Raw genomic sequence first — 25,074 nt, 5'->3', positions numbered from 1 at the left:
TGCGATACTGTATCGCATTGGTCAATCTGTTTTCATAAATTGGATTGACCATTCCCTTCGCCCCGTGCGTCCGGCGAGGCGAAGGGAAACGGTGCATCAGCCGGTCGGCAGTGCCGCCAGGTCGAGGTCAACGGCATCCAGCGCTTCGTTGGTAAACTGGCCGGGCGCGAACTTCTGGATGGCGCGCAGCGTCATCGATTTCGCCATGCCGATCCGCTTGTCTGCCGTGATCCCCGGAAAATGCGCATCGAGCACCGCCTTGGCTGCCTCGTCCTTGAGCAGCACTGCCAGTCTGGTCCGGGCCGTGGAGTAACCCGCCGGAGCGACCGGTGACGGCGACGCCTCGACCGCAGGGGTCTCCCCGAGGATCGAAGGCTGCGCCGCGTTGAGATCGACGCCGTCTGCCGGGGTCAGTTTCAGATGCAGTTCCGCCAGCCCGCGAATGATGAAGCTCGGCTCGAAGTCGAGCTTTCGCGCACCGCGCGGCCCATGAACCGCGGGATCGAGGTCGATATCCGACGTGTACCTGAGCAGCTTCTCGAGAATGATCCGCACCTCGACACGCGCCAGTGGAGCGCCCGCACAGGTATGCGCGCTCCGCCCGAATGCGACATGCTCCCTGATCTTCGGGCGATTTAGCCTGAATTCCTGGGGATCTTCCCAACGCGCCGGATCGCGATTGGCCGCCGCGATCGCCAGCATGATCTTCGTTCCGGCAGGAACCTCGAGATCGCCGATCTTCGTGTCCTTGCGCGCCAGGCGCGCGGTCTGCTTGGTGGATCCTTCCAGCCGCAGCACTTCCTCGATCAGGGCCGGGATCAGCGCGGGGTCGGCACGGAGCCGGTCCTGAAGGCCGGGCTGATCGACTATGAAGCGCATCGCATTGCCCAGCAGCTTGGCGCTGGTGTCCTGCCCCGCCCCGAACATGAACATGCCCAGTTTGACGATGGCCATCTCTTCCGGAAGAGTCCCATCGGGGTAACGGGCGTTCGCCAGCTCGGAAAGGATGTCCTCGGTCGGATTGGCGCGGCGATCGGAAACGTATTGGGCGAAGTAGCCGCCCATGATCACGAAAGGATGGTCCTCGGCGTCAAGATCGAGTTCGCCGTCCAGATTTCCGGGGGGCGGCGCGTTCTCGATGATCTCGATGAAGCGCTGGCGATCCTCGGCGGGGATACCCAGAAGATCGGCAATGACCAGCGTGACGAACGGGGTCGCGATCGCCCGGACCAGTTCGACACTGCCGTTCGCCACCGCATCGCGCGCCAGTTCGTCGGAGAAGGCCTGGATGAATGCCTCGTTCGCCTTCAGGCGCGAAGGCGTGAACAGGCGGTTGACCAGCGACCGCAACTGAAGATGGGCATTGTCGTCCAGGTTGACGAGCAGGTCGCCGCCGTGGAAAGCCTCGCGGTGCGCCTCGATCTCGGCGGTGATATCGCAGCCCCGGGGTGTGAACGGCAAGGGCGCCGAGGCGCCCTGAAGCCCGATGATCGCCGAGAAATCCTCGGAATTGCGCATGATTTCGAGGGTCTCCTCGAACCCCGTGACGATCAGGTAATCCTTGCCCTTGGGTCTGTAGATCCCGCCCTTCCCGCGCACGGCCTCGAAATAGGCGTAGGGATCGACAAGGATTTCATGGTCGGTGAAATAGTCCCGATCGGCCAGTTCAGTCATCTATCCTGCTCCTGTTCCTTGCGCGGGTGCGTTGCCCGGCAAGCGAGTGTTTCGGTGTTTCAGTCTTCGGGGGCGATCCTCACGCGCAGGCCATCGAGCGCATCGGTGACCTGCAACTGACACGAGAGGCGCGAGCGCTCATTCCGGTGGCTCGACGAATCCAGCAGATCGCTTTCATCATCGCTCATGGGATCGAGGGCCTTCGTCCCCTGCACATGTTCGACATGGACGTGGCAGGTCGCGCAGGAGCAACAGCCCCCGCACAGCGCCAGCAGTTCATCGAACCCGGCATCCCGGATGATTTCCATGACGGTTTGCCCCGGCCTCGCCTCCAGGGCTCTTTCCTCTCCGGACGCGCCCACAACGATAATCGTCGTCATTTTCCAGCCCTCTCCTGCACCGCGGCCCCACCGGCTTCAAACCGGATTTCGTTTTTACGCGATACAGTGGCGCATAAACCTGACGCCGCTTATGCGTCAAGCCCGAACGAGGATGGGAAGGGGGCATGCGGCGGCATCAGCCGGCCGAACCGCGTCACTGGCTTGACAGCGCTTCAATCCATTAATACGCGATACTGTATCGCACAAAATACATGGCGCCGGAGACAGTACGCAAGGGCCTGTTCCGGCCAGGCATTTTTCGCGCAACGATGCAGGAACGGGCAGAGACATGGCAGCAGGGAATTTTCGTTTTTATGCCAAAGTGTTGAAGCAGTTTCTGTTACTCTCGGCCGCCATCTGCTCGGCCCCCGCGCTTGCCGATGGAGCAGATCCCGCCCAGCCCGCGGAAGCACGGGGTCTCGAAGCCGCCTTCAACGATCCTCCCATGGAAGCGCGGCCGCGCGTCTGGTGGCACTGGATCAACGGCAATATCACGCAGGACGGACTCCTCAGGGATCTTGCCTGGATGAAGCGCGCCGGTATCGGCGGTGCACAGTCCTTCGATGTCAATCTGCAGAGCCCGCAGATCGTCGACCAGAGACTGGTCTACATGACGCCCGCCTGGAAATCGGCGTTCAGGGCCGCCGCTCGGGAAGCTGACCGGCTCGGCATCGAACTGGCCATCGCCTCTTCGCCGGGATGGTCCGAAACCGGCGGGCCATGGGTGCCGCCCGCCGATGGCATGAAGAAACTGGTCTGGAGCGAGGTGACTATCGAAGGCGGAAAACCGTTCTCGCGGGCGCTCCCCGCGCCGCCTGCTATAACCGGGCCCTTCCAGTCGATCGCGGCAAAGTCGGGAACGAACTCAACCATTAACGAGAAGGCGCCCGAAGTTCCGCAGCCCTTCTACCGCGATGTCGCCGTGCTGGCTTTTCCAGCCGCCGTAAACGAGGTGCCGGCGCCCGTATCCTACAGGGACGGCCCCGGGCAGAAGATTGACGGAGCCGCCCTGGCGGACGGCGATCTCGAATCCGCGGTTGACCTCGCCAAGGCGGCGAAAGGCCCATCGGTCCTGGAACTGGACTACGCCCGGCCAACCACGGTCCGGTCCATGACGCTCTTCGTGCCCGGCGGTTCCGGCAAATTCGTCGGCGCCAACCTCAAGGCCAGACTGGAAGCCGAAACGACCGGTGGGACGTGGACGGCAGTATCCGAAATACCGCTTTCGCGCGTGCCCACGACCATGGCCTTCCCGCCCGTGAAGGCAAGCCGGTTCCGCGCCGTGTTCGAGGAAGTCAGCAGCCTGCCCAACATCGCGCCGCCACCCGCAGGCGTCGATCTTTCCGCTCTGGCGGCAGGGTTTTCCGGCACCGGGCAGGCGAAGACCATCCGCATTGCCGAATTCGTCCTTTCCGAAACCGATCGCATCAATCGCGCCGAAGCCAAGGCCGGGTTCGACGTCGTGCCGGACTACTACGATCTCGACCACGGACTCATCGACACACCGGGAACGCCCCCGACCGATGTGATCGACGTGACAGCGCGCCTCCGCCCCGACGGCACGCTGGACTGGCTGCCGCCAAAGGGGCGGTGGCGGATCATGCGGTTCGGCTATTCGCTCGTCGGCACCATGAACCACCCGGCGCCGCTGGAGGCCACCGGGCTCGAGGTGGACAAGTACGACGCCGGAGCGGTGCAGCGCTACATGGATCACTACCTTGAAACCTATCGCGACGCGGCCGGCCAGGATCTGATGGGCGAAAAAGGGATCCGGGCCATCCTGACCGACAGCATCGAAGTGGGCGCGTCGAACTGGACGCCCGGCATGATCGACCGGTTCCGGCGCCTGCGCGGATACGATCCGGTTCCCTGGATGCCGGCCCTCACCGGCAGGATCGTCGGATCGCGAAGCCGGAGCGACCGCTTCCTCCATGACTTCCGCCGGACTTTGGCGGAACTGCTCGCCAGCGAGCATTACGGTACGATCGCCCGGTCAGCCCACGAACACGGCATGATCGTCTACGGCGAAGCTCTGGAGGACCACCGCCCCATGCTGGGCGACGACATGGCCATGCGCAAATTCGCCGATATTCCCATGGCCGCAATGTGGGCCTTCCCTCGCGCAGGAGGACCCAAGCCCACCTATCTAGCCGACATGAAGGGCGCGGCATCGGTCGCTCATATCTATGGCAGGACATTCGTGGCGGCGGAATCACTGACGTCCATGCTCTCGCCGTGGTCCTATGGTCCGGCCGATCTCAAGCGCATGATCGACCTGGAATTCGCAAGCGGCATCAACCGGCCGGTCATCCACACCTCGGTTCATGTGCCGGTGGAAGACCGCAAGCCGGGACTGCGCCTTTCGATCTTCGGGCAGGATTTCAATCGCAACGAAGCATGGGGCGAACTCGCGCGGCCGTGGATGGATTACATCGCACGCAACGCGCTGATGCTGCAGCAGGGAAGGAACGTTGCCGATGTCGCCTATTTCCACGGCGAGGAAGCGCCCCTCACATCCCTTTTCGGAAATGGGCAAGCTACCGGCATTCCCGCAGGCCATGCGTTCGACTTCGTGAATGCCGATGCGCTCGTGGAAGCCCTGAAAGTCGATCGCGGCGAACTCGCCAGCATCGGCGGCGCACGTTACCGCGTGCTCTATCTCGGCGGTTCTTCCAGCCGGATGAGCCTTGCCGTGCTGCGCAGGGTCGCTTCCCTGGCAGAACAAGGCGCGATCGTGGTGGGCCGGCGGCCGATCGGCGACCCGGGGCTGGAAACGGACAAAGACCTATACGCTGGCCTGCTCGGCAAGCTCTGGCCGGGCCGGCCCGACACCGCCGTCGGGCAAGGCCGCGTGTTTAACACTAACGATCTCGCTTCCGTCCTGACCGATATCGGCGTCAGGCCCGACTTTTCCTACACCGGCGCGCAGGCCGACAGCCATCTGCCGTTCGTGCACCGACAGTCGCAGGAGGCCGACATCTACTTCATTTCCAATCAGAAGGACCGAACCGAGACGATCGAAGCCCGGTTCAGGATCGCCGGCAGGATACCCGAGTTGTGGCATGCGGAGACCGGCCGATCCGAATCCGTCAGCTTCACTATCCGGGACGGCATCACGATCATCCCCCTGACCTTTCAGGCCGACGAATCCGTGAACGTGGTGTTTCGCAAGGAAACCCCGGCACGCCAGCAATCCGCGCCATCCCGCGATCCCGTCCCGCTGGCGACGGTTCCGGGCCTCTGGAATGTCGCGTTCGAACCCGGCCGCGGCGCGCCCGCAAGCGTGCGCATGGCGCTGGCGCCGCTGGACGAAAACGACGATCCGGCGATCCGCTACTTTTCCGGCGTGGCCACATACTCGCGCGAGATAGATACGCCGCGCGGCTGGAAGGCAGGCCAGCCTCTCCAGCTCGATCTGGGAGAAGCGCGGGAGATCGCGGAAGTCAGCATCAATGGCCGCATTGCCGGCCACGCCTGGCATGCGCCTTACCGCGTCGACATCGGCGCGTTCATGAAACCGGGCAGGAACCGCGTGCAAGTCCGCGTCGCCAACCTCTGGGTCAATCGCCTCATCGGCGATGCGCAGCCGGGAGCGGACAAGGTGACATGGACCGCGACGCCCACCTACCGGAAAGACGCGCCCTTGCGCCGCTCGGGATTGATCGGTCCAATCCGGCTGCTCGGCTTCCCGTTGAAGAATTCCGGCAACGTCAACATGGACCGCAATGCAGCTTTAAAAGCATCGCCGGGAAGAAAACGTGTGTCAGGGTCAGAAACACGGTAACAATCACTGGTCAGACCAATAAACAGAAAACGTGAAGGCCAAAAAAATGGCCGCACGACATTATGGGAGATGACAATGGCAAACGGCCGGCGACTTGTCGCTTCGATCGCTATGGAAGCCGCGCTTGCCGTGCCCGGCTCTGCACGTCCTTCCGTCGAGCGTCCCAGCCGCTGGCTCCGGTCTGGCGATCACCACCGACCTGCTGAAAGAAGCGGGCGCCCTGCTCGCGGAAGTAACCCGCAGCTTACCCGTCACGGTCACAGCTCGCCGGCTCAAGCTCGATTTTCGAAATAGAAATGGCGCACTGATCCTTCCGCGCATCCGACAATATTGTGGAGAGAAGCATGTTTGATCGACGTACATTCCTGGCATCCGGTGCCGCGGCGGCGGCCCTTTCCGCAAGGGGCGTCCGCGCGGCCGATATGGCGGTCCAGACCGTTCGAGTGGACACCCGCGCCGTAACCGGGCCGCTGCCCCACGTGTGGGAAGAATCGGTAGGATCGGACCGCGCCGCGATCACCATGCGCGAGGAATGGCGGCAGGACATGCGGATCGGCCGGGCCGAAGCGGGCTTCAAACGCGCCCGCTTCCACGGCATCTTCAATGACGAGCTCGGCGTATTCGGCAAGAGCATCCTGGAAATGCGCCGCAACGGCGGGCCGAACTGGCTGAATGTACACCGGGTCTACGACGGCATGCTCGACATCGGCATCAGCCCTTATGTCGAACTGAGCTTCATGCCGGGGAAACTGGCCTCCGGCAAAACCCAATTCGGTTTCTACGGCGGGAACATCACCCCGCCGACTTCCGACGCGGAATTCGCCGGCTTCCTGAAGTCGTTCACCGCCGCGATGGTGGACCGTTACGGCATAGAAACCGTGCGCACCTGGCCGTTCGAGGTGTGGAACGAGCCCAATCTCGCGTTCTTCTGGACAGCGGACAAGCAGCGCTACTTCGATATGTACAAGGCCGCCGCGGTCGCCATCAAGTCGGTCGATCCGCGCATTCAGGTAGGAGGACCGGCAACGTCGAAAACGGCTTGGATCGGGGATTTCGCGCAATGGTGCGCGGCGAACAACGCGCCGGTCGATTTCTTCGCCACCCACGTCTACGCCGGTGACGACCAGAACGACGTCTTCGGCAAGGACGCGCCCCGGCGCAACGTCAACGACGTGATCCCCGATGCGCTCGGCAATGCACGCCGGACCATCGACGCGGGTCCACTCGCGGGCAAGCCCTTGTGGCTTTCCGAATGGTCGTCGGACAGCCCGGCCATGATCGCCCACGTCATCGCTCAGGGCATGGCGCATTGTGCAGGGATGTCGCAGTGGACGCTCAGCGGCATGTACGAGGAACTGGGCGTGGACGACTACATGCTGAAGGAAGGCTCGATGGGCTGGAGCATGATGATCGACGGCATCGCCAAGCCTTCGTTCAACACTTATCGCCTGCTGCACCGCCTCGGCACCGAGCGGCTCTCCGCCCAGGGCCCGGCACTGGCTTCGCGCGGGAAGGACGGACGTGTTTCCGTGCTGGTGTGGAACCTGGCGGAAGTGGATCAACCCGGCGGCATTCCAGGCATGACCGCAGAACGCAGGATCAAGGGCGAGCCAAAGCGCATAACGCTTGCCTTCGACGGTATCGGCGGCCGTAAAACCGCGGAAGTCCGCTATGTGGACTGGGAGCGCGGCTCGCCCATGCCGGCCTGGCGAGCGATGGGTTCACCGCAGTATCCTTCGCGCGATCAGGTTGCGCAATTGCGCAAGGCCTCTCTACCCGTGATCGAACGCCGCCGCCTCGACAGTGACGGAACCCTCGCCCTGGACCTCCCGCCGGAAGGTCTCGCGCTCGTCGAACTGCTCTGATCCCGTCCGTCCCGGCGCCAGCCTCCAGAAGGTTGCCGCCGGGCCGGCGGATCGCGGCGAATGCTCAGGCGGCGACGCCGCCGTCGAGCAGGAGCGTGCTGCCGGTCATGAATGCGGCAAGGTCTGACGCGCAGAACAGGATGGCGCGGGCGATATCGTCGGCCACACCCACGCGGCCGAGTCGGCTGGCCCCGATACCCGGAATGGGGCAGTTCCTGATCGTTGCCTCATCCCAATCGGCGATGAACATCGTCTTTTCCGTAAGAGAGAAGCCCGGAGCCACCCCCAGAACCCGGATGCCGTGCGCGCCGAGTTCGATGGACAACTGGCGGGTGAGGCCGACGACGCCATGCTTGGACGAGCAATAGGCCGCCTGGCCTTCGGAAATACCAATGACACCGGCAAGGGACGCCACGTTCACGATCACCCCGCCCTGTCCGCGCGCGATCATCCGGCGCGCGGCTTCCCGCGCGCCCACGAACGATCCGCGAAGATTGATCGCCAGCACATTGTCGAATTCCGCGTCATCGAGATCGAGCAAAGGCGTGAACGAAGGAATGCCCGCATTGTTGACCCATATATCCAGCTTGCCGAACCGGCTCTCCGCAAGATCGGCCACGGCGGCGATCGAACCGCTATCGGCCGCATCCAGACAGGCGAACGAGACGTCGGCCGAATAGCGTTCCGACAGTTCCCCGGCTGTGGCAGCGGCCGCCTGCTCGTCGATGTCGGCGATGAGCACGGCCGCCCCCGCCTCGGCCAGCCGCCTCGCGGTTGCCTTTCCCAGTCCCCAGGCCGCCCCGGTCACGACCGCGCTCCTGCCCGCAAGGGAAATCAGTTCATTGATCGAGCGGTTGGAAACGTCCGGCACTGGCACTCTCTTTCTCCCATTCCAATTTTATCACGCGATCCGAATCGCGCGCTCCATGCCTATCGGTGGGCTGGACATCACGCAAGTTGTGCGCCACGATATCGCATAAACTAGCGATCCATACGCAGCGCGCTCGGGCCAGGAAGCTCGGCGGCGACCGCGCGGCGGAACGAAACGGATGGGAGAGAGAGAGCTAAATGAGCAGCCATGATCGTGTCGTCGTCGTCACCGGCGGAGCTTCGGGCATCGGATTGGGCGTGTCGCGCCTGTTCGCCCGCAACGGGCACCCCGTCGCGATGCTGGACATCCAGCAGGACGCGCTGGACCGGGAAAGCGCCGCGCTGCGCTCGGAAGGTGCGGCGATCCTTGCCCGCAAGGTCGACGTTTCCGACCGGAATAGCATCGAAACCGCTTATGCCGCCGTGCGCGAGGAACTGGGCCCCATCGCCATCGTGGTCGCCAATGCCGGCATATCCGAGGGCATCCGCTTCCAGGACGTAACCGTGGAAACCTGGCAGCGCATGATCGACATCAACCTGACCGGCGTTTTCCATACGGTACAGGCCGCGCTGCCCGACATGGTCGCGGCAGGATGGGGCCGGATCATCACGATCTCGTCGCAGGCCGCCCAGTCCGGTGCGGCGGATCGTGCGCATTACTCCGCTGCGAAAGCCGGAGTGATCGGATTGACGCGCGCACTGGCCCGCGAATTTGCGGGCCAGGGAATCACCGTCAACACCATCCCTCCATCGGTCGTCGCAACGCCGATGGCAGAAGCGGGAATCGCCGCGGGGACATTCCCGCCGCTTGACGTGATTGCCCAGCACATTCCGATTCCACGCCCCGGAACCCCGGAAGATATCGCGGCGGCCTGCGAATACCTCGCATCCGACGGCGCCGGCTACGTCACCGGGCAAGTGCTCGCAGTAAACGGGGGGATGTTCATCGGGTAACTTTCGAACCGACAGCACGCACCGATCGTTGCAGCGGAAATGTTCCGAATCCGGCATCGACGACAGCCATCGAGGTGGGCTAGAGCGGCCTCATGACATCGCAGATAACGATCCGCCGCCCCGACGACTGGCATGTGCATCTCCGCGATGGCGAGATGCTGAACGCAGTCGTCGGTTATACCGCGCGCCAGTTTGCGCGCGCCATCGTCATGCCGAACCTGACGCCGCCTGTCATCAGCGTGGCCTCGGCGCAGGCGTACCGGGAGCGGATAATCGCCGCCCTGCCGGCCGGGACGGACTTCACCCCGCTGATGGTCTGCTACCTGACGGACGATGCCGATCCGGCGGAAATCGAGCGCGGCTACGAACAGGGCGTGTTCGCTGCCTGCAAGCTCTATCCCGCCCATGCCACCACCAACTCCGCCCACGGCGTCACCGATATCCGCAAGCTCACCGGGCTGCTGGAAACGATGCAGCGGATCGGGATGCCGCTGCTGATCCACGGCGAAGTAACCGATCGCGATGTCGACATCTTCGATCGCGAAGCTGTGTTCATCGAACGCGTCCTCGCGCCGCTGGTCCGAGATTTCCCGGCGCTCAAGATCGTTCTGGAGCATATCACCACAGCCGACGCCGCAGAGTTCGTGGCTGAAAGCGGCCCCCGGATCGCCGCAACGATCACGCCGCAGCACCTCATCATCAACCGCAACGCGATTTTCGATGGCGGCATTCGTCCGCACGCCTATTGCCTGCCCGTTGCCAAGCGGGAACGGCACCGTCTCGCCGTTCGCAAGGCGGCGGTTTCGGGGTCGCCCAAGTTCTTCCTCGGTACGGACAGCGCGCCGCACGCCATCGGCCGCAAGGAATCCTCTTGCGGATGCGCCGGCATCTTCAATGCGCCGTTCGCCCTGGAAAGCTACGCGCAGGTCTTCGACGAGGAAGGCGTGCTTGACCGGCTGGAAGGGTTCGCCTCCGAACACGGACCCAATTTCTACGGCCTGCCCCTGAACGAGGGCACGGTAACGCTGAAGCGCGAGGACGTGGCCGTGGCGGAAACGATCGTCGACGGCGACATCACCCTCGTTCCCTTCCATGCCGGAGAGACGATCCGCTGGCGTTTCGTCGGCTAAGGCCGACCCGAAAGCAACAGCCTGCAAGCGCTCGACTGGGTAGATGAGGAGGATGACCCGGCTCTCCTCATCTACCTACTCCCCGCCAAACCGTGAAATTCACGATGCGGCGTAGACATGCTCCAGCACCATCGCCGCAGCGCCGCGCGCATAGGCGCCCTGATCCCGCGCCTTGAAGTAGAGTCTGGTCCGCCGGCGCAAAGCGGGGAAGGTGTTCTGTTCGAGAGCCGTGAAGAAGGCACCGCGCAGCTCATCCATCCGTGCAACGGGCGGCCCGATGATGATGACCGCCTCGGGGTCCTGCATGGTGATATGATTGGCCACGGCTATGCCGAGATAGTGGCTGGCCTGTTCCAGCACCGTCCGGATGTCGATCTCGGCAGCGGCATATTCTGCCATCAATCCATCGAAACAGGGGTTCATGACCTCGTGTGACGGCATCTGCCGCCCCAGTCGCTCACAGGACTGCTCGATGATCGAATGGATCGAGCAATAGGCCTGCAGGCAGCCGTTGGCGCCGCAGAAACAAGGGCGGCCGATGTCGGGCATGATCTTGGTGTGCCCGAATTCCGAAGCGATCCCGTGCGCGCCGCTGATTAGCTGCCCGCCTCGGTAAAGCGCCGCGCCGATGGCAAGATCGACATTGATGAGGGTGAAATCGTCGGCATGGGCACCTGCACCGTACCAATGCTCCGCACGGGCAAGCAGGTTGATGTTATTGTCCACCAGCGTCGGAATCCCGAGCGCGCCCGAGACGATGTCCCCGAAGTTGCACGGGCCGGGCTCGAACGTGATGATCTGCTCGACGATGCCGGTACGGCTGTCGACGATGCCGGGAAGCCCGACTCCGATCCGGAAAATCTCCTCCCGCTTCACCGGCCAGCCGGCAATGGCGTCTTCCAGCGCCGCCACGAACTGCTGCGCGAGATCCTCGATCCGCGTCGCCGGCTTTAATTCAGCCGTTGCTACGCCAAGGCTTTCGCCCCTCAGATTGACGATCTCGGCCACGGCCTGCCCGTCACCTGTCGCATTGATGCCGATGACGTACTTGCCGGTCGGATTGATCCGCAGGTTGACCCGGGGCCGCCCCGGGGCACTGGAGGCCACCTTCTCCTCGATCACGATGCCGCGTTTCACAAGATCGGCGGTGATCGCCGTGATCGTCCCCCCCGTCAGCCCGGTCAGCCCGACAAGATCGATCCGGGCAACCGGCTCGCTCGTCCGCACCTTCTTGAGCAGCAGAAGGCGATTATATTCCTGATCCGATAGACGCATGATCTTCCCATCGGCCAATTCCCCGGTATCCGCAACACCGCGCGGCCCCGATTTATTTTAGCCTCTAAATTTTTCCCGAGACAAGCGACCGCGAATCTGCCAATCCTAGTGCTCCGGCGCTTGCGACAGCCTCATAGCCAACAGCAGAAGCGGCGGAAAACAAGACCGGCAACCCGGAAAAATCCGCAGGTGCCGCACAGGGGAGAGGGTATGAAAAGGACTTGCGGATCCGTCCGTCAGTGTGCGCTGTTCGGCGTCTCGATAATTGCACTCACACCGATCGCCGCGATGGCGCAGGCCGTTCCTGATCAGGAAAGCCCGCCGCCGCTGAGCGATAAGGAAATCCAGGAAATCATCGTTACCGGCACCCTGCTGCGCGGCGTCGCGCCGGCAGGTTCGGAAACGGTTTCGCTCAATGCCCAGGCGATCACCGCCGTGGGCGCCAATTCCACCGCGCAGCTGCTTGCCAGCGTGCCGCAAACCGCGTCGTTCAATGCCGCGCCCATCGTGTCGGCCGTGAGTTCGAGCCAGATCACCATCAACCGCCCGAACCTGCGCAACCTGCCGGGAGCATCCGGCGGCGGTTCGTCAACGCTGGTGCTGGTCGATGGACACCGCCTTCCCGGCATGGGCGTTCGCCAGACCGTTCCCGATCCCGACGCCATCGCGCCCGGCGCGATCGAGCGCGTGGAGATCGTGCTCGACGGCGGCTCCTCGATCTACGGGGCGGATGCTGTCGGCGGCGTCATAAACTTCATCACGCGCAAGCGTTTCGACGGCATCGAAGCCAGGGGACGCTACGGCGTTGCGGACGACTATCAGTCGGTCAATGCCGACGTCACGGTCGGCAAGACCTGGGACGCGCTGTCCGTCTATGCAAGCTACAACTACGCTTGGCACGATTCGCTCTATGGCCGGGACCGAGATTACGTTCGCCGGCTGGACTATACCTCCGGCCTGCCGTTCGACCTGACCTGCGGGGCCGGCAACGTCTCTATCGGATCCACGGTCTATGCGCTGCCGGGGCTGACAGCCGGTTCCGGCAACCGCTGCGACGTCAGCGACAACCGCACCTTCTATCCCAGCGAACGACGCCACTCGGTATTCACCGGCCTTTCGTTCGATGACGGCGGCCCGGTCACCTTCGACGTGCGCGCATTCTACATGAACCGCGTGAACAAGGGCGACGGTGGCCCCGTTACCGCAACGGCCACCATCGCGCCGATCAATCCATTCGTTCCCGGCACTGTGTTCAACCCCTATTATCGCAACACCGGCGATGCCAACAGCTTCCAGGCCCAGTCCGTTTCGATGGACTTCTCCTCGCTGCTGGGCGAGCATACCCGGCAGAGCACCAGGCTTGAGACCTGGGGCGTCACCCCCACCCTCACCGCCGATCTCGGCAGCGGCTGGCAACTGCGCTGGCTGGGGAACTACGGCCGCGGCCGGTCAGAAGTCGCCAACGAGAAGATCGACGACGGCACCCTCTCCACGCTCGTCCTCACCGGCAACTTCGATCCCTACAACCTGTCGAACCCGGCCAATGCCGCCGTCCTGCCGCTGATCTCGAATTTCCTCGACTATGGTCTGGGCAAGAACGAGATGCTGAACACGCGCGTTGTCGTCGACGGCAGCCTGGCGCATCTGCCCGGCGGGGACGTGAAGATCGCGGCGGGCGGTGAATACAGCTATGAGAAGTATCAGTCCCGGATCGACGGCACCGTCAGCGCCAGCGCGGTGGACGATATGCCCTTCAACACCGCAAGCCGCCGCATCGCCGCGCTTTTCGGCGAAGTACAGGTGCCCGTCTTCGGTCAGCAAAACCGCACAGGAGGCTTCTATTCGCTGAGCCTGTCGGCATCGGGCCGCTACGATCACTACAGCGACTTCGGCGGCACCTTCAATCCGAAGTTCGGCGTGACTTACGAGCCGTTCGACGGCCTGAAGCTGCGCGGCACCTGGGGCAAGTCCTTCCAGGCACCCAGCCTTGCGGACGGCGCCGACGCCGCCCCGGCCACGATCTTCGCCTTCCCGTTCATCCTGTTCGCCAATCCGAATGTCGCCCCCCAGCCCGGGCAGGCACAGATCTTCCTCGGCGGCGGCGGCAACGACCTGAAGCCGCAGAAGGCCACGACCTGGTCGCTCGGCTTCGACATCGCACCCCCTTCATTGCCGGGGTTCCTCGCCACGCTCAATTACTACAACATCCGGTTCAAGGACCTGATCGACATTCCGCCGGTGTTCAACCCGTCCACCTTCTACAGCCTGTTCACCAACAACTACGTCATGAACCCGACGATCGCGCAGGTGAACGCGCTGGCGTCGCAAGTGCCGGACGGGCTCGCGGCGGTTTCGCCCTACACCGTGGTTCCCGGACAGGTCTATTCGATTGCGGATGGCAGGCGCACCAACCTCGCCGCGGTCAATACCGACGGCCTGGACTTCTCGCTCGCCTACGACCAGCCGACCGGCTTCGGCTCGGTCTATACGCAGATCAACGGCAACTACGTGCTGAACCGCAAGGAGCAGGCCGTCGCCGGTGCGGGCTTCGTCGATACGGTGAAGGCGCAGACCCGCTTCATCCTGTCCACCACGCTCGGCGCCGCATTCGGCAACTTGCGCGCACAGGCCACCTGGCGCCACCTCGGCGGCTGGAACGTCGCGCCGCTGGCATCGAACCTCAACCAGTCTAAGGTCAAGGCTTTCGACACCATCAACATGTTCGCCCAATACGATTTCAAGGGCAGCGGCGCGATGAAGGACCTGTCGCTGACCTTCAACGTGGACAACCTCTTCGACAAGGACCCGCCGGTCTACAACGGTTCGCTGAACTCGCTGGACGGCTACGCCGTCACCAGCATCGGCCGCGTGTTCCAGTTCGGCATCAGCAAGAAGTTCTGATCGGCCGTCTCCCCGTCGCCGCCCGCTCTCCGGGGCGGCGGCGGCACCCTTTCCTCACGAGCATACGGAACCTGCGGCATGAAACGCGCGCGCAAGAATAGCGGCATCACCGGCAAATTCGTCAGGCTTGCCCTGACCTCGACCCTGCTCGCAGGGGGAATGGCAGGAGGGACGATGGCACAGGGATCGCCCGCCGGTACCGAAACCACGCCCGCAAGCGCGCCGATCCCCGATCCGGTCTTCGCGCAGCCCTATATCGATATCGACGAATGGCGGGACGCACCGGTCCGCCATCGCTACGTCCATGGCGGCTTCAAGGGGACCGACACGCGCTTCTCCTTCTACTTCCCGCCGAAAGGGCAATATCAGGGGCGGTTCTTCCAGCACTTCACCCCCGCGCCCGACAACGAGAACCTGGCCCAGCAACCCACTTCGCCCGCCAATGACAAGATCTCCTTCTCGATCTCCAGCGGCGGATACTTCGTGGAAACCAACGGCGGCGGACCGGCTGTGGCGGGGTTCGGTTCAAAGGACCCCACCATCGGCGCCTACCGTGCCAATGCGGCGGCGGCCCAGTATTCGCGCGTCGTGGCGCTCCAGATGTACGGCGGCAAACGGCCTTACGGCTATGCCTATGGCGGCAGCGGGGGCGCCTATCGCACCGTGGGATCGATGGAGAACACGCGCGGCGTCTGGGACGGCGCGGTCCCGCATGTGCTCGGTTCCAGCATGGCGATCCCCAACAGCTTCACCGTGCGAATGCATGCCATGCGCCTGCTGGAAGGCAAGTTCCCGCAGATCGTGGATGCCATGGAGCCCGGTGGCAGCGGCGATCCCTATGCCGGGCTGAACGCCGAGCAGGCAGCCGCCTTGCGCGAAGTGACGCGCATGGGCTTTCCGCTTCAGTCCTGGTTCGGTTGGAAGACCATGGGCATCCACGGCTTTGCCGCGCTTTACGGCGGCGTCGTCATGGCGGATCCGGGCTATTTCACGGACTTCTGGACCAAACCGGGCTATTACGGCTTCGATCATCCCGAAAGCTTCACCGGCTATCGCCTGCAGCACAAGGCGGCGATCGCCGCCCTTGTCACCGGCGCGGATGCAAAACGGCAGAAGCTCGAAACCAGCGTGACCAACGGCAAGACCACCGGCAACGTCGATGACAGCTATGCCGCGATGCAGGGCAAGGAGGCCCAATATGTCGTCGCCATTCGCCTGTCCTCTCCGCCGCCGGCCGTCCAGTTCCTTGGCGGCGACCTCATCGTCCTGTCGGGCGCCGCGAAAGGGGCGCGGCTGACGCTGAGCCGCATCGACGGGGACACTGCCGTCTTCGGTATCGTCGACCCCGCCGTGGCCGCAAAGCTGGCACCGGGCGACGAAGTCCAGGTGGACAACAGCAACTTCCTCGCCGCGCAAACCTATCATCGCCACCAGGTGCCCGAAGCCGAATTCAAGGTGTGGGACCAGTTCCGCGGGGCCGACGGCAAACCGATCTATCCCCAGCGGCCGATGCTGCTCGGGCCGCTGTTCACCAAGGCGACGGCAGGGTCGGTCCCCGAGGGCAATTTCGAGGGCAAGATGATCCTGGTCGAATCCCTGTGGGACCGGGAAGCCTATCCCTGGTCGGCCGACTGGTACCGCGCGCGGGTGGACAAGCACTTCGGCGCGAAGGCGGACGACCATTTCCGGCTGTGGTTCACCGACCACGCCCTTCATGGCGACAGCGACACGCAGGAGGACGCGATCCATACCGTCAGTTATGTGCCTGTGCTCAACCAGGCCCTGCGCGACGTGGCGCTGTGGGTCGAAAAGGGCATCGCGCCGCCCGCCTCCACCAGCTACCGCTATGACGACGGGCAGATCATCGTCCCGCCCACGGCCGCCGCACGCCGCGGCATCCAGCCGGTCATCGTTCTAAAGGCGAATGGCGGCGAGCGCGCGGACATTGCCGCCGGACAGACCGTGACCTTCCGGGGCACGATCGAGGTTCCGCCCGGAACCGGCACCGTCATCGCGGCGGAGTGGGATTTCGAAGGAACCGGCACTTTCGCGGTCCAGTCTCCGGTGAAAGCCGGCCTCAGGACGGCCACCGTCACCATCACGCACAAGTTCGACAAACCGGGCACTTACTTCCCGGCCCTGCGCGGCATTTCCCAACGTGAGGGAGACCGCGAGACGGCATTCGGCCGCATCCAGAATCTCGGCCGGGTCCGCGTGGTCGTCAAATAGTCGGCAGCACCTGCGCGTTCCCGTAAGGTTTGGCGGGGAACGCGCAGGTACTGCCGCCGGGTATCGTGATAGTCCCGGTCAGATCGGGTCTTGGCCGCCTGACCGGTGGCATCCGCAGCCGTAGAACGCCGCCACTGCTCCCTGCATCTCCGCAATGGCCGCAAGGTCCGGCGGAGATGCCGCAAGCGACGCTCGCGCCGACGCGGTCAATCTGCGTTCCAGCTCCGGGAGATCGACACCGACACAGGCCCCGTTCTCGACAATCCGGCGCCCTCCCACCAGCAGGCATCGAACATGCCGGGACTGGGCCCTGCCGATGACGAGAGAGATCGTATCGGGTTCGGGCAGGATGTTGTCCGCGGATAGCGCCGCGAAATCGAGCACGAGGATATCGGCAGGGGCGCCCACCGCGATGGCCGCACCTTCCGTGCTGCCCAGCACCGACTTGCGCCCCGCCTCCAGAGCTCCATGCAGAACCGCGCTCGGGTCGAGCCCGCGCCCGCAGGAAGAGGTCCGCGCGTGGACGTGCCAGGCGAGGCGAAGCTCGCGAAGCATGTCCTCGTCGTCGTCCAGCGCCATTCCGTCCAGCCCGAATGCCACGCGCACGCCGGCATCGAGCAGCGCTGCGAGATCGGGCACCCCCGACCGCAGCCGCAAGTTGGAGGACATGTTGATCGAGACCGTCACCCCCCGTTCGGCAAGGAGCGCGATGTCTTCGGGTTCGAGCCAGACCGCATGGGCCACGGTAAGCCGATCGCTCAGGAGCCCCAGCCCGTCCAGCCATGCGAGGAACCCGCCGGGATGATGCGCCTTGGCCCATTCGCGCTGCAGTTCGGTTTCCAGCAGATGCATGTGAATGCGGCGCCCGTCCGCGGCGGAAGCGCGGGCAATCGCGGCAAGCGTTTCCGGGCGGGTCCATTGCGGCGCAACCGGGTGGTATTGCAGCACGAAATGTTCGTGCTCCAGCGCTTTTGCCTTCTCGAACAGGGCAAGGTTGGTTTGCAGGTCCCGCATCCCCGCCCCGGCGGCAAGCACGGCGCGCCGGCGTTCGTCCGGAAGAAATCCGGCCAGCCGCGCAAGGTCGCCGTAAACGCAAGGATTGCGGTCGAAGAACGGCCATCCGAAGGCCACCCGTATGCCCACGTCCCGCGCTGCGCGGGAGACGGCTTCGGCCTCCTCCAACAGGGCCCGGCCGTCCTGCGTGTTGTGGCAGTGATTGACGGCGCCCACCCCGCCCTGCGCAAGCCTTCCCAGCGCCACCGCCGCGTTCAGCCAGGGGTCGACACGCGGCTGCCGCGCAAGATCGGGCAACCAGGTTTCCAGCGACTGGTCAGCCGCGCCGAACGCCAGCGTCCTCAGCCCGCGTCCATGGTCGTGCCCGTTCGCAAGGCTTGGCATCATCAGAGCGCCGGCTTCCTCCGGCGTCAGGCTCTGCGGCGGGATGGCGCGCATGGCCGCGATGCGGCCGTCCGCGCCGATCTCAATCTCGGTTGGCCCCAGGACCTTGCCGTCGGCGCTCGCGATCACGCGTCCGGCACGAAGCAGGCGGGACGACGTCTCGCCGGTCATGTGGGCATTCCCGAAAGGCAGTTCCAGATGTGAGCCATGGGATCTTCCATAGGCAGGACGAGATACCCTGCGCGTTGCCAAAATGTATGTCCGGACTTCGGTTTGCGACAACACGGAAGACGAACGCACGGATTTGGCAACAGGTCGGTTCGTTAGTTGCAATGGTCCAGCCCGGAAATTTTTGCCTTCATGGCGCGGCGTGCCGGACAGCCCGGCCAAGCAAAAGGCCGGGACCATCTTCGGGAACCCGGCAAACCGACAGTGGAGGACCACGTGAGCACAGAAACGACCAAGCGTGGCGCGAGAGAGGGTCGAAAGGGAATTCGAGAGTTCCGACCAGAAAAGGGGTTTCGCGTCATGTCCCGTATCAACAATCCCAATGGGCTCACTACCCGTCACACGTCGCGGCTGAGGCTGCTTGCAGCGTCCTGCGCCGCCATCGCGCTGGCTGGCGGGGCACAGGCCGCGCTGGCTGAGGAAGCTGCCGAGGCCGCGCGTTCGGCAACCGGCTCCGACTCCGATTCCGGGGCTATCGTCGTCACCGCGCTGCGCCGTGAGCAGAGCATCAACGAAGTGCCGATCTCGGTCGCGACCTATGACAAGCGACTGATGGACCAGCAGGGCATCCGCAGCATCGACGACCTGTCGCGAATGACCCCTGCCCTGAACTTCGCGCCGTCCTCTGGCGTTTCCGCCAATAACGGCAGCAACATCTCGATCCGCGGCATGGCCTCGGACGTGGGTTCGGCCACCACCGCGATCTATATCGACGATACCCCGATCCAGATTCGCAACGTCGGCTACTACGGGGGCAACCCCTATCCCAAGGTCTTCGATCTCGACCGCGTGGAAGTGCTCTACGGACCGCAGGGCACGCTGTTCGGCGCCAGTGCCGAAGGCGGCGCGGTGCGCTTCATCACCCCTGGCCCGAACTACGACAAGTTGAGCATCTACAGCCGCTCGCAAGTGTCCTTCACCGAGGAAGGCGCGCCTAGCTACGAAGCCGGCCTCGCCTTCGGCGCCCCGATCACAGACAACCTCGCCTTCCGCGTGAGCGGCTGGTACCAGTATTCGGGCGGCTATATCGACCAGGTCGCACAGGGCACCGACACCGTCATCAAGAAGGACGTGAACTCGGGCAACTCCACCGTCATCCGCGCATCGCTCGGCTGGAAGCCCACCGACACCCTGACCATCACCCCGAGCTTCTACTACCAGCACGTCGAGGCCAATGCCCGTGACGACTACTGGGAAGGCTACGGGCTGGCCAAGGACAACGACTACCACACCGGCGTCTATTCCCTCGAACCGAGCAATGACACGTTCTACCTCCCCTCGCTCAAGGTGGACTGGAACATCGCGCCGAACATCGAGCTGATCTCCAACACCTCGTACTTCGCCCGCAAGCAGGAACAGACGCTCAACTACGCCACCTATTTCTCGGTGCTGCGCACGGGCAATCCGTTCGGGGTCTATTCCAACAAGGATCTCGACAACACCAACGACTACCTGACGATGAAGCAAAAGAACTTCGTCCAGGAAGCGCGGCTCCAGTCCTACGACAACAAGCTGATCGACTGGACCGCCGGTGTCTATTACGCGCACACCAAGCAGGACTTCAGCAACTACACCGGCTCCGGGCGCATCCCCGGCACGCTCATCAACGGCTATCAGCAATACGACGGCCGCTTCAGCTACGTGAATCTCGTCCATGCCAAGGATGAGCAGATCGCCGGTTACGGCAGCGTCGACGTGAAGCCGATGGAGAACCTGACCCTCACCGCCGCCATCCGCTACAGCCACGTCGCCTTCGACTTCGTGAACGTCGGCGACGGCACCACCACCGGCAACGTCCGCACCGTCACCACCGCCAACATGAAGGAAGGCGCCTGGACGCCGAAGTTCGGCATCTCGTACAAGATCGCGCCGAACAACATGGTCTATGCCTCGGCGACCAAGGGCTTCCGCCCCGGCGGCGCACAGGCCAGGATCCTGAGCGACCTGTGCACCGGCGACCTTGCCACGCTGGGCCTGACCGAAAGCCCCACCGCCTATACCTCGGACTCGCTGTGGTCCTACGAAGCCGGCACGAAGAACTCCCTCTTCGGCGGCAAGGTGAACTTCGGCGCCAGCGTCTACCTGATGAAGTGGAAGAACATCCAGCAGTCCGTACGCCTGCCGACCTGTTCGTTCTCGTTCATCTACAACCTGGGCAATGCCACCGGCAAGGGCGGGGAGCTTTCGCTCGACGTAAAGCCGGTCGAGGGGCTGACGCTGGGCGGCAACGTGGCTTATGTCGATCTGACCTATGATCATGACGTATTCGGCGGCAACGGCCTGATGCTGAAGGCCGACGGCCAGCACATCGGCGGCCCTTCGTGGACCGGCCACCTCTACGGCACTTACGAGCGTGAAGTGGGCCAGGGCGTCGATGCCTATCTGCGCAGCGACTTCACCTTCGCCAGCCATACCTACCAGACCTCGGTTTCCGGCGCCTATGGCTACGATTCCGGCCTGACCGAACTGGATGCCCGCAATTACCTCTCGGCCCGCGCCGGTGCCCGGTTCAGCGGCGTGGACCTTTCGGTCTTCGTCGAGAACCTCCTCAATTCGAGCGACGTTCTCTCGCGCGGTCACGACTCGATCGGCTCGTCGCTCTACTACAACCAGAGCTATCGTCCCCGCACGGTCGGCATGACCCTGCAGTACCGCTACTGAGGCCAGCTATCCCGAAAGGGTCGCACAGGGCGGCGGGGGCAGAGATGCTCCCGCCGTTCTCGTTCGTGCAGCCGCTCTGTGCGGCGGCGCCCAAAATAAAAGGCCCCCGCCAATGGCAGGGGCCTTCGTTCTTGCGGAAAGGGCGTTCGGATCAGCTGCTGGTGGCGGCCTTCTTCTGGACCGGACCGGGCGGGGTGATGGACGCGCAATTGGATTGCGGCACCTTTCCCGCCAGCAGGGCCCGCGCGAAGGGGATCGAATCGCGCGCCGAAGCATTCACCGCGCTGCCGTGATCCTCGCCGGGATAAGTATGCCACTGGATGTTGCTGCCCGCCGCGCACATCGCCTTGACGGCGTTGTACTGTCCCTGCGTCCCCGCCATGTCGTCCGCAAGGCCCGTACCGGCAAAGATCGGGCCGGGCATTCGGCCATCGGGGAAATCGAAGTTGGCGCTCATCGTCCCGTCTATCGGATCGATATTCTCGACGAAGACCTGCTGCCCGGTCAGCCCCTCCTTGTCGGCCTGCGCGAAGAGATCGTGCAGGCAGGCCTTGCGCGATGTCCGCAGCAGCGGGCGGCCGGCGGGCTTCACGAAATCGGCCGGGTCCAGATCGGGATGGAGCGCCCGGTCGATCCCCGCGATCCGCAGCATGGCGAAACCGGGAGGCATGTAGTGCGGATCGGTGAGAGTATTGGACTTGGCAACGTAGTCGGCCGTGTGCGGGGTATCGAAAGTCATGACCAGTCCGGTCGCCACGGTGCCCAGCATGTGGAGCTGCGGCGCATAGCTCTTCGCCAGATAGGTCGCCCCCAGCGCCGCGCCCGATCCCTGAGACTGGCCGACGACCAGTACACGATTGGACAGCGCGGCGGGATATGCGCCCAGCGCCGCCCGTGCCGCATCGAGCACCGAGCGTCCCTCCGAACGCCAGATCAGGTACGGGTGGACGCCCTTGGTTCCCAGCCCCTCGTAATCGCTGGCGACAACCGCGAAACCGGCCGCGAGCCACTTTTCGAGATACTCCTTGTCGCGCTCCGAAGTGCCGGTCCACGAAGGCGCGCAGACATCGGCAAAACCAGTCGTGCCATGCGCCCAGGTGACGATAGGCCAGCCACCCTTCGGCGGCTTGCCCTTGGGCAGGAACAGCATGCCGGAAACCGCGACGGCCCCTTGCCCTACACCGCTTGTCGAGCTGTAGAGCACCCGCATCGCCTTGCCGGCCTCGGGCTGGGTGCGTTCGGCAGGCAGGGCTTCCTGCCGCAGCATCCGGCCCGGCGCGCCGATGGTTCCGTCCCAGCGGTAGAAATCGGTCACGCCGCCGTCGCCGTCGATATGGCCGAGGTCGGCCGATCCTGCCTGTGCCTGTGCGGTCAGCGGAACGCCCGCCGCCAGCGAAACCGCCGCCAGCAGGGCCATATGCGAAAGGCGGGTCTTCATGTGGGGCCTGTTCTTCATGTCGAGATCGTTCGCTCCTTCTGATCGCGAGCTGATGCTGCCGCGAGCCTACGCCCTTTCCACCGGCCATGCGGACGCCGTTCCCGCATCGCCCCATTGCATCTGCGGCAACGCCCCGCCGGATCGGCCGCGGACCGCTTCACCGAAAAGTATACGCCTCGGTGCAGATTCCGAACCCGCCTTGTCCGATCATGACCCCGGCCTATCCTCCGAGGCGAACAAGGAGATGGTCGCAATGGCAGTGTCGATGGCAAGCACCGGACCGCGAGGGAACTGGACGACCGTAGCCCTCGTCTACGCCATCGGGCTGGGCAGCATGGCTCTCGTCGGCATCCTCTCGCCGCTGGCGCTGCGGATCACGGCATCGCTGCACGCCCCGGCCTCGGCGATCGGCCTGACGATAGCACTCTTCTCGCTTCCGGCAGCGATCGTCGCCACCATCGGCGGCGGCGTGGTGGACCGCCTCGGCCCTCGCCTCGTCCTGCTGCTGACATCGCCCGTATTCGTGCTGGCCGATGCGATAGTGTGGCTGGCCCACGACATCTGGCTGCTCAACTTCGGCGTGCTGCTGGCGGGGATCGGTTATCTGGGCATTCTCAACGGCGGCGCCGCCATGCTGATCGGCGCGCTGGAAGGCACGGCACGAACCAGGGCGATGACGCTCTGGTCCACTTACGCGCCGACCGGCTTCTCGCTCGGCCTGCTGATCGCGGCGCCATTCACCGCCGGCGAGGCGTGGCGCTGGGCGATCCTGCTCCACGGCGCCTTCATGGCGCTTTGCACCGCCGGATCGTTCGCGCTGCCCCATGTCGCGCTGATTCGCGCAAGGGGCGCCAGCGCGCGGGAGAAACTGACGAGCCTGTTCGCCGGGCTGCGCCATCCCGCAATCCTGATGCTCGGCCTTGCCATGGCGATGCCCGCGATGATCTCCTACGGCACCAGCCTTGCCGCGGCGACCTACATCGCCAAGGTCCACGGGGTTTCGCTTGCCGCATCGGCAAGCATCGTCGCCGTCGCCAAGATCGCGGCCGTCCTGCTGGGCGGAACCGTTACCGGCGCGCTGCTCACCCGCGATTTCCCGCCCCGGCGCCTGCTCGCCATCGTGGTGGTCATCGGCATCCTGGCGCAGACCGCGCTGTTCCTGCCGACCAGCCCGCTGGTTCTGGCGATAGCCGGGCTCATGGCCTGGCTCTTCACTTACGGCGCCGCGACCGGCGTGTGCATGGCGACGATGCCCGCACTTTCCACCAAGGATATCGGGGGCGGCAGCGTGGCGGGATTGGTAAACCAGTTCGTCTCGATCGCCTCGTTCCTGACGCCGACGATCTACTTCTCGCTCACACACTGGAGCGCTTACGTCGCCATCGCCGTGATCGGGCTAATCGCCTGCCTCGCCGCGCTTCCGACGGTGGGTGCGAGAACAAGTGCAAAAGCGGCGCAGCCGCATGCGGCAGATCACACCGCGGTATCGCCTCCGTCCACCGGAAGCATCGCCCCGGTCAGGTAACTCGCCGCGCCGGATGCCAGGAACCGCACGAGCGCGGCAGCCTCGCCTGCCGTCCCGTGGCGGCGCAGCGGAATGCGTCCGTCCACTTGCGCGCGCTGCGCCGCTGCATCCTCCACGCCGTCCCAATAGGCCCGTGTGAGCGGCGTATCGAGCCACCCCGCCAGCACCGCGTTCACCCTGATCCCCTCCGGCCCGAGTTCGGCGGCAAGGCTGCGCACCAGTCCCGCCACACCGGCCTTGGTCGCCTGATAGGCATGAGTGAAGGGTTGCCCGCGCATCGTCGCGGTCGATGAAACGATCGTCACGCTGGCGTTGCCGGACTGCGCAAGCCAGGGCTGGGCCGCCTGCGTCACCAGGAACGGCAGCCGCAAGTTGATGGCGGCGGCCTGGTTCCACATGGCGACGGTCCACTGCGCGATCGGAGCGCTTTCCATGGCCGCCGCCGCGATGACGACACTGTCTATCCCCGCGAAAAGCCCCGCAGCCTCCGCCGCAGCCCGCGCGCCGGTATCGGCGGCGGCAAGGTCGAGCCTCAGGAAATCCACGCCCGGCGCGATCCCCGCCGGAACCGCACACTCGTCCACCAGCAGCACGCGGTCTCCTCCCTCTGCGAAGGCCGCCGCGATTTCTCCGCCCAGTCCGTTCGCCCCGCCGATTACCAATATGCCTGCCATGATTGCTTTCGCCCTTTCCATTGCCGCAAAAGCGCAGCGAAGCACGAGCGCTTTCATTCCGCCCATGGCCGGATCGGCAACGGCTCAG

15 protein-coding genes are annotated in these 25,074 nt (G+C 64.5%); 8 read left to right on the top strand and 7 right to left on the bottom strand.

Annotated elements, in window-relative coordinates:
* Positions 1-96: 96 nt before the first annotated feature.
* Both U9J33_RS24605 and U9J33_RS24600 read right to left on the bottom strand, forming a co-directional pair.
* A complete protein-coding gene (locus tag U9J33_RS24605) occupies positions 97-1,674 on the bottom strand; it encodes a cytochrome P450 (RefSeq protein WP_324699520.1) in 1,578 nt (525 codons plus the stop codon).
* 59 nt (positions 1,675-1,733) lie between these two features.
* Complete coding sequence (locus U9J33_RS24600; RefSeq protein ID WP_132468888.1) at positions 1,734-2,054, bottom strand: 2Fe-2S iron-sulfur cluster-binding protein; 321 nt, start codon at positions 2,052-2,054, stop codon at positions 1,734-1,736.
* Positions 2,055-2,376: 322 nt separating this feature from the next.
* Here U9J33_RS24600 and U9J33_RS24595 point away from each other — a divergent pair, with 322 nt between their 5' ends.
* Positions 2,377-5,838, top strand: a complete 3,462-nt coding sequence (locus tag U9J33_RS24595; protein ID WP_324699519.1) for a glycosyl hydrolase — start codon at positions 2,377-2,379, stop codon at positions 5,836-5,838.
* Between the two features lie 344 nt (positions 5,839-6,182).
* Positions 6,183-7,703 (top strand): GH39 family glycosyl hydrolase, encoded by a 1,521-nt coding sequence (locus tag U9J33_RS24590; protein ID WP_324699518.1) that lies wholly within the window; start codon positions 6,183-6,185, stop codon positions 7,701-7,703.
* 64 nt (positions 7,704-7,767) lie between these two features.
* On the opposite strand, the gene U9J33_RS24585 is transcribed toward U9J33_RS24590, so the two are convergent.
* The gene (locus U9J33_RS24585) at positions 7,768-8,580 is read right to left on the bottom strand and encodes an SDR family NAD(P)-dependent oxidoreductase (protein ID WP_324699517.1); all 813 of its coding nucleotides are present in this window, start codon (positions 8,578-8,580) and stop codon (positions 7,768-7,770) included.
* A gap of 191 nt (positions 8,581-8,771) precedes the next feature.
* On the opposite strand from U9J33_RS24585, the gene U9J33_RS24580 reads away from it, so the two are divergent.
* Positions 8,772-9,527 carry an SDR family NAD(P)-dependent oxidoreductase gene (locus tag U9J33_RS24580; RefSeq protein ID WP_324699516.1) on the top strand — a complete coding sequence of 252 codons (756 nt, stop codon included), beginning with the start codon at positions 8,772-8,774 and terminating at the stop codon, positions 9,525-9,527.
* Positions 9,528-9,619: 92 nt separating this feature from the next.
* The gene (pyrC, locus tag U9J33_RS24575) at positions 9,620-10,657 is read left to right on the top strand and encodes a dihydroorotase (RefSeq protein WP_324699515.1); all 1,038 of its coding nucleotides are present in this window, start codon (positions 9,620-9,622) and stop codon (positions 10,655-10,657) included.
* A gap of 99 nt (positions 10,658-10,756) precedes the next feature.
* Here the strand turns inward: pyrC and U9J33_RS24570 are convergent, their stop codons facing one another.
* Positions 10,757-11,932, bottom strand: a complete 1,176-nt coding sequence (locus U9J33_RS24570; RefSeq protein ID WP_324699514.1) for an ROK family protein — start codon at positions 11,930-11,932, stop codon at positions 10,757-10,759.
* Between the two features lie 288 nt (positions 11,933-12,220).
* On the opposite strand from U9J33_RS24570, the gene U9J33_RS24565 reads away from it, so the two are divergent.
* Both U9J33_RS24565 and U9J33_RS24560 read left to right on the top strand, forming a co-directional pair.
* On the top strand, positions 12,221-14,833 hold the full coding sequence (locus tag U9J33_RS24565) for a TonB-dependent receptor plug domain-containing protein (RefSeq protein WP_324699513.1): 2,613 nt from the start codon (positions 12,221-12,223) through the stop codon (positions 14,831-14,833).
* Between the two features lie 78 nt (positions 14,834-14,911).
* Positions 14,912-17,062, top strand: a complete 2,151-nt coding sequence (locus U9J33_RS24560) for a hypothetical protein (protein WP_324699512.1) — start codon at positions 14,912-14,914, stop codon at positions 17,060-17,062.
* Between the two features lie 78 nt (positions 17,063-17,140).
* Here the strand turns inward: U9J33_RS24560 and U9J33_RS24555 are convergent, their stop codons facing one another.
* On the bottom strand, positions 17,141-18,631 hold the full coding sequence (locus tag U9J33_RS24555; RefSeq protein WP_324699511.1) for an amidohydrolase family protein: 1,491 nt from the start codon (positions 18,629-18,631) through the stop codon (positions 17,141-17,143).
* Positions 18,632-18,988: 357 nt separating this feature from the next.
* Here U9J33_RS24555 and U9J33_RS24550 point away from each other — a divergent pair, with 357 nt between their 5' ends.
* Positions 18,989-21,349 carry a TonB-dependent receptor gene (locus U9J33_RS24550; protein ID WP_292635891.1) on the top strand — a complete coding sequence of 787 codons (2,361 nt, stop codon included), beginning with the start codon at positions 18,989-18,991 and terminating at the stop codon, positions 21,347-21,349.
* Between the two features lie 151 nt (positions 21,350-21,500).
* Here the strand turns inward: U9J33_RS24550 and U9J33_RS24545 are convergent, their stop codons facing one another.
* Positions 21,501-22,805: a lipase family protein gene (locus U9J33_RS24545; protein WP_324699510.1), complete on the bottom strand. Its 1,305-nt coding sequence runs from the start codon at positions 22,803-22,805 to the stop codon at positions 21,501-21,503.
* A 235-nt stretch (positions 22,806-23,040) separates the two neighbouring features.
* Between U9J33_RS24545 and U9J33_RS24540 the strand changes: the two genes are divergently transcribed.
* A complete protein-coding gene (locus U9J33_RS24540) occupies positions 23,041-24,312 on the top strand; it encodes an MFS transporter (protein WP_324699509.1) in 1,272 nt (423 codons plus the stop codon).
* Here U9J33_RS24540 and U9J33_RS24535 read toward each other — a convergent pair.
* Positions 24,261-24,986 (bottom strand): SDR family NAD(P)-dependent oxidoreductase, encoded by a 726-nt coding sequence (locus U9J33_RS24535; protein WP_324699508.1) that lies wholly within the window; start codon positions 24,984-24,986, stop codon positions 24,261-24,263. The two genes, U9J33_RS24540 and U9J33_RS24535, sit on opposite strands and share 52 nt — an antisense overlap.
* Positions 24,987-25,074: the final 88 nt, after the last annotated feature.

Source organism: Novosphingobium sp. RL4 (assembly GCF_035658495.1).
In the GTDB taxonomy this organism is placed as follows: Bacteria; Pseudomonadota; Alphaproteobacteria; order Sphingomonadales; family Sphingomonadaceae; genus Novosphingobium.
The sequence above is the reverse complement of the archived record's forward strand: the minus strand, read 5'-3'. Positions and strand labels throughout refer to the sequence as shown.

Coding starts and splice junctions, on each gene's coding strand:
- U9J33_RS24555 (WP_324699511.1), bottom strand. CDS start 18,631: ATGACCGGCGAGACGTCGTCCCGCCTGCTTCGTGCCGGACGCGTGATC.
- U9J33_RS24590 (WP_324699518.1), top strand. CDS start 6,183: ATGTTTGATCGACGTACATTCCTGGCATCCGGTGCCGCGGCGGCGGCC.
- U9J33_RS24545 (WP_324699510.1), bottom strand. CDS start 22,805: ATGAAGAACAGGCCCCACATGAAGACCCGCCTTTCGCATATGGCCCTG.
- pyrC (WP_324699515.1), top strand. CDS start 9,620: ATGACATCGCAGATAACGATCCGCCGCCCCGACGACTGGCATGTGCAT.
- U9J33_RS24580 (WP_324699516.1), top strand. CDS start 8,772: ATGAGCAGCCATGATCGTGTCGTCGTCGTCACCGGCGGAGCTTCGGGC.
- U9J33_RS24605 (WP_324699520.1), bottom strand. CDS start 1,674: ATGACTGAACTGGCCGATCGGGACTATTTCACCGACCATGAAATCCTT.
- U9J33_RS24560 (WP_324699512.1), top strand. CDS start 14,912: ATGAAACGCGCGCGCAAGAATAGCGGCATCACCGGCAAATTCGTCAGG.
- U9J33_RS24600 (WP_132468888.1), bottom strand. CDS start 2,054: ATGACGACGATTATCGTTGTGGGCGCGTCCGGAGAGGAAAGAGCCCTG.
- U9J33_RS24540 (WP_324699509.1), top strand. CDS start 23,041: ATGGCAGTGTCGATGGCAAGCACCGGACCGCGAGGGAACTGGACGACC.
- U9J33_RS24550 (WP_292635891.1), top strand. CDS start 18,989: ATGTCCCGTATCAACAATCCCAATGGGCTCACTACCCGTCACACGTCG.
- U9J33_RS24535 (WP_324699508.1), bottom strand. CDS start 24,986: ATGGCAGGCATATTGGTAATCGGCGGGGCGAACGGACTGGGCGGAGAA.
- U9J33_RS24565 (WP_324699513.1), top strand. CDS start 12,221: ATGGCGCAGGCCGTTCCTGATCAGGAAAGCCCGCCGCCGCTGAGCGAT.
- U9J33_RS24570 (WP_324699514.1), bottom strand. CDS start 11,932: ATGCGTCTATCGGATCAGGAATATAATCGCCTTCTGCTGCTCAAGAAG.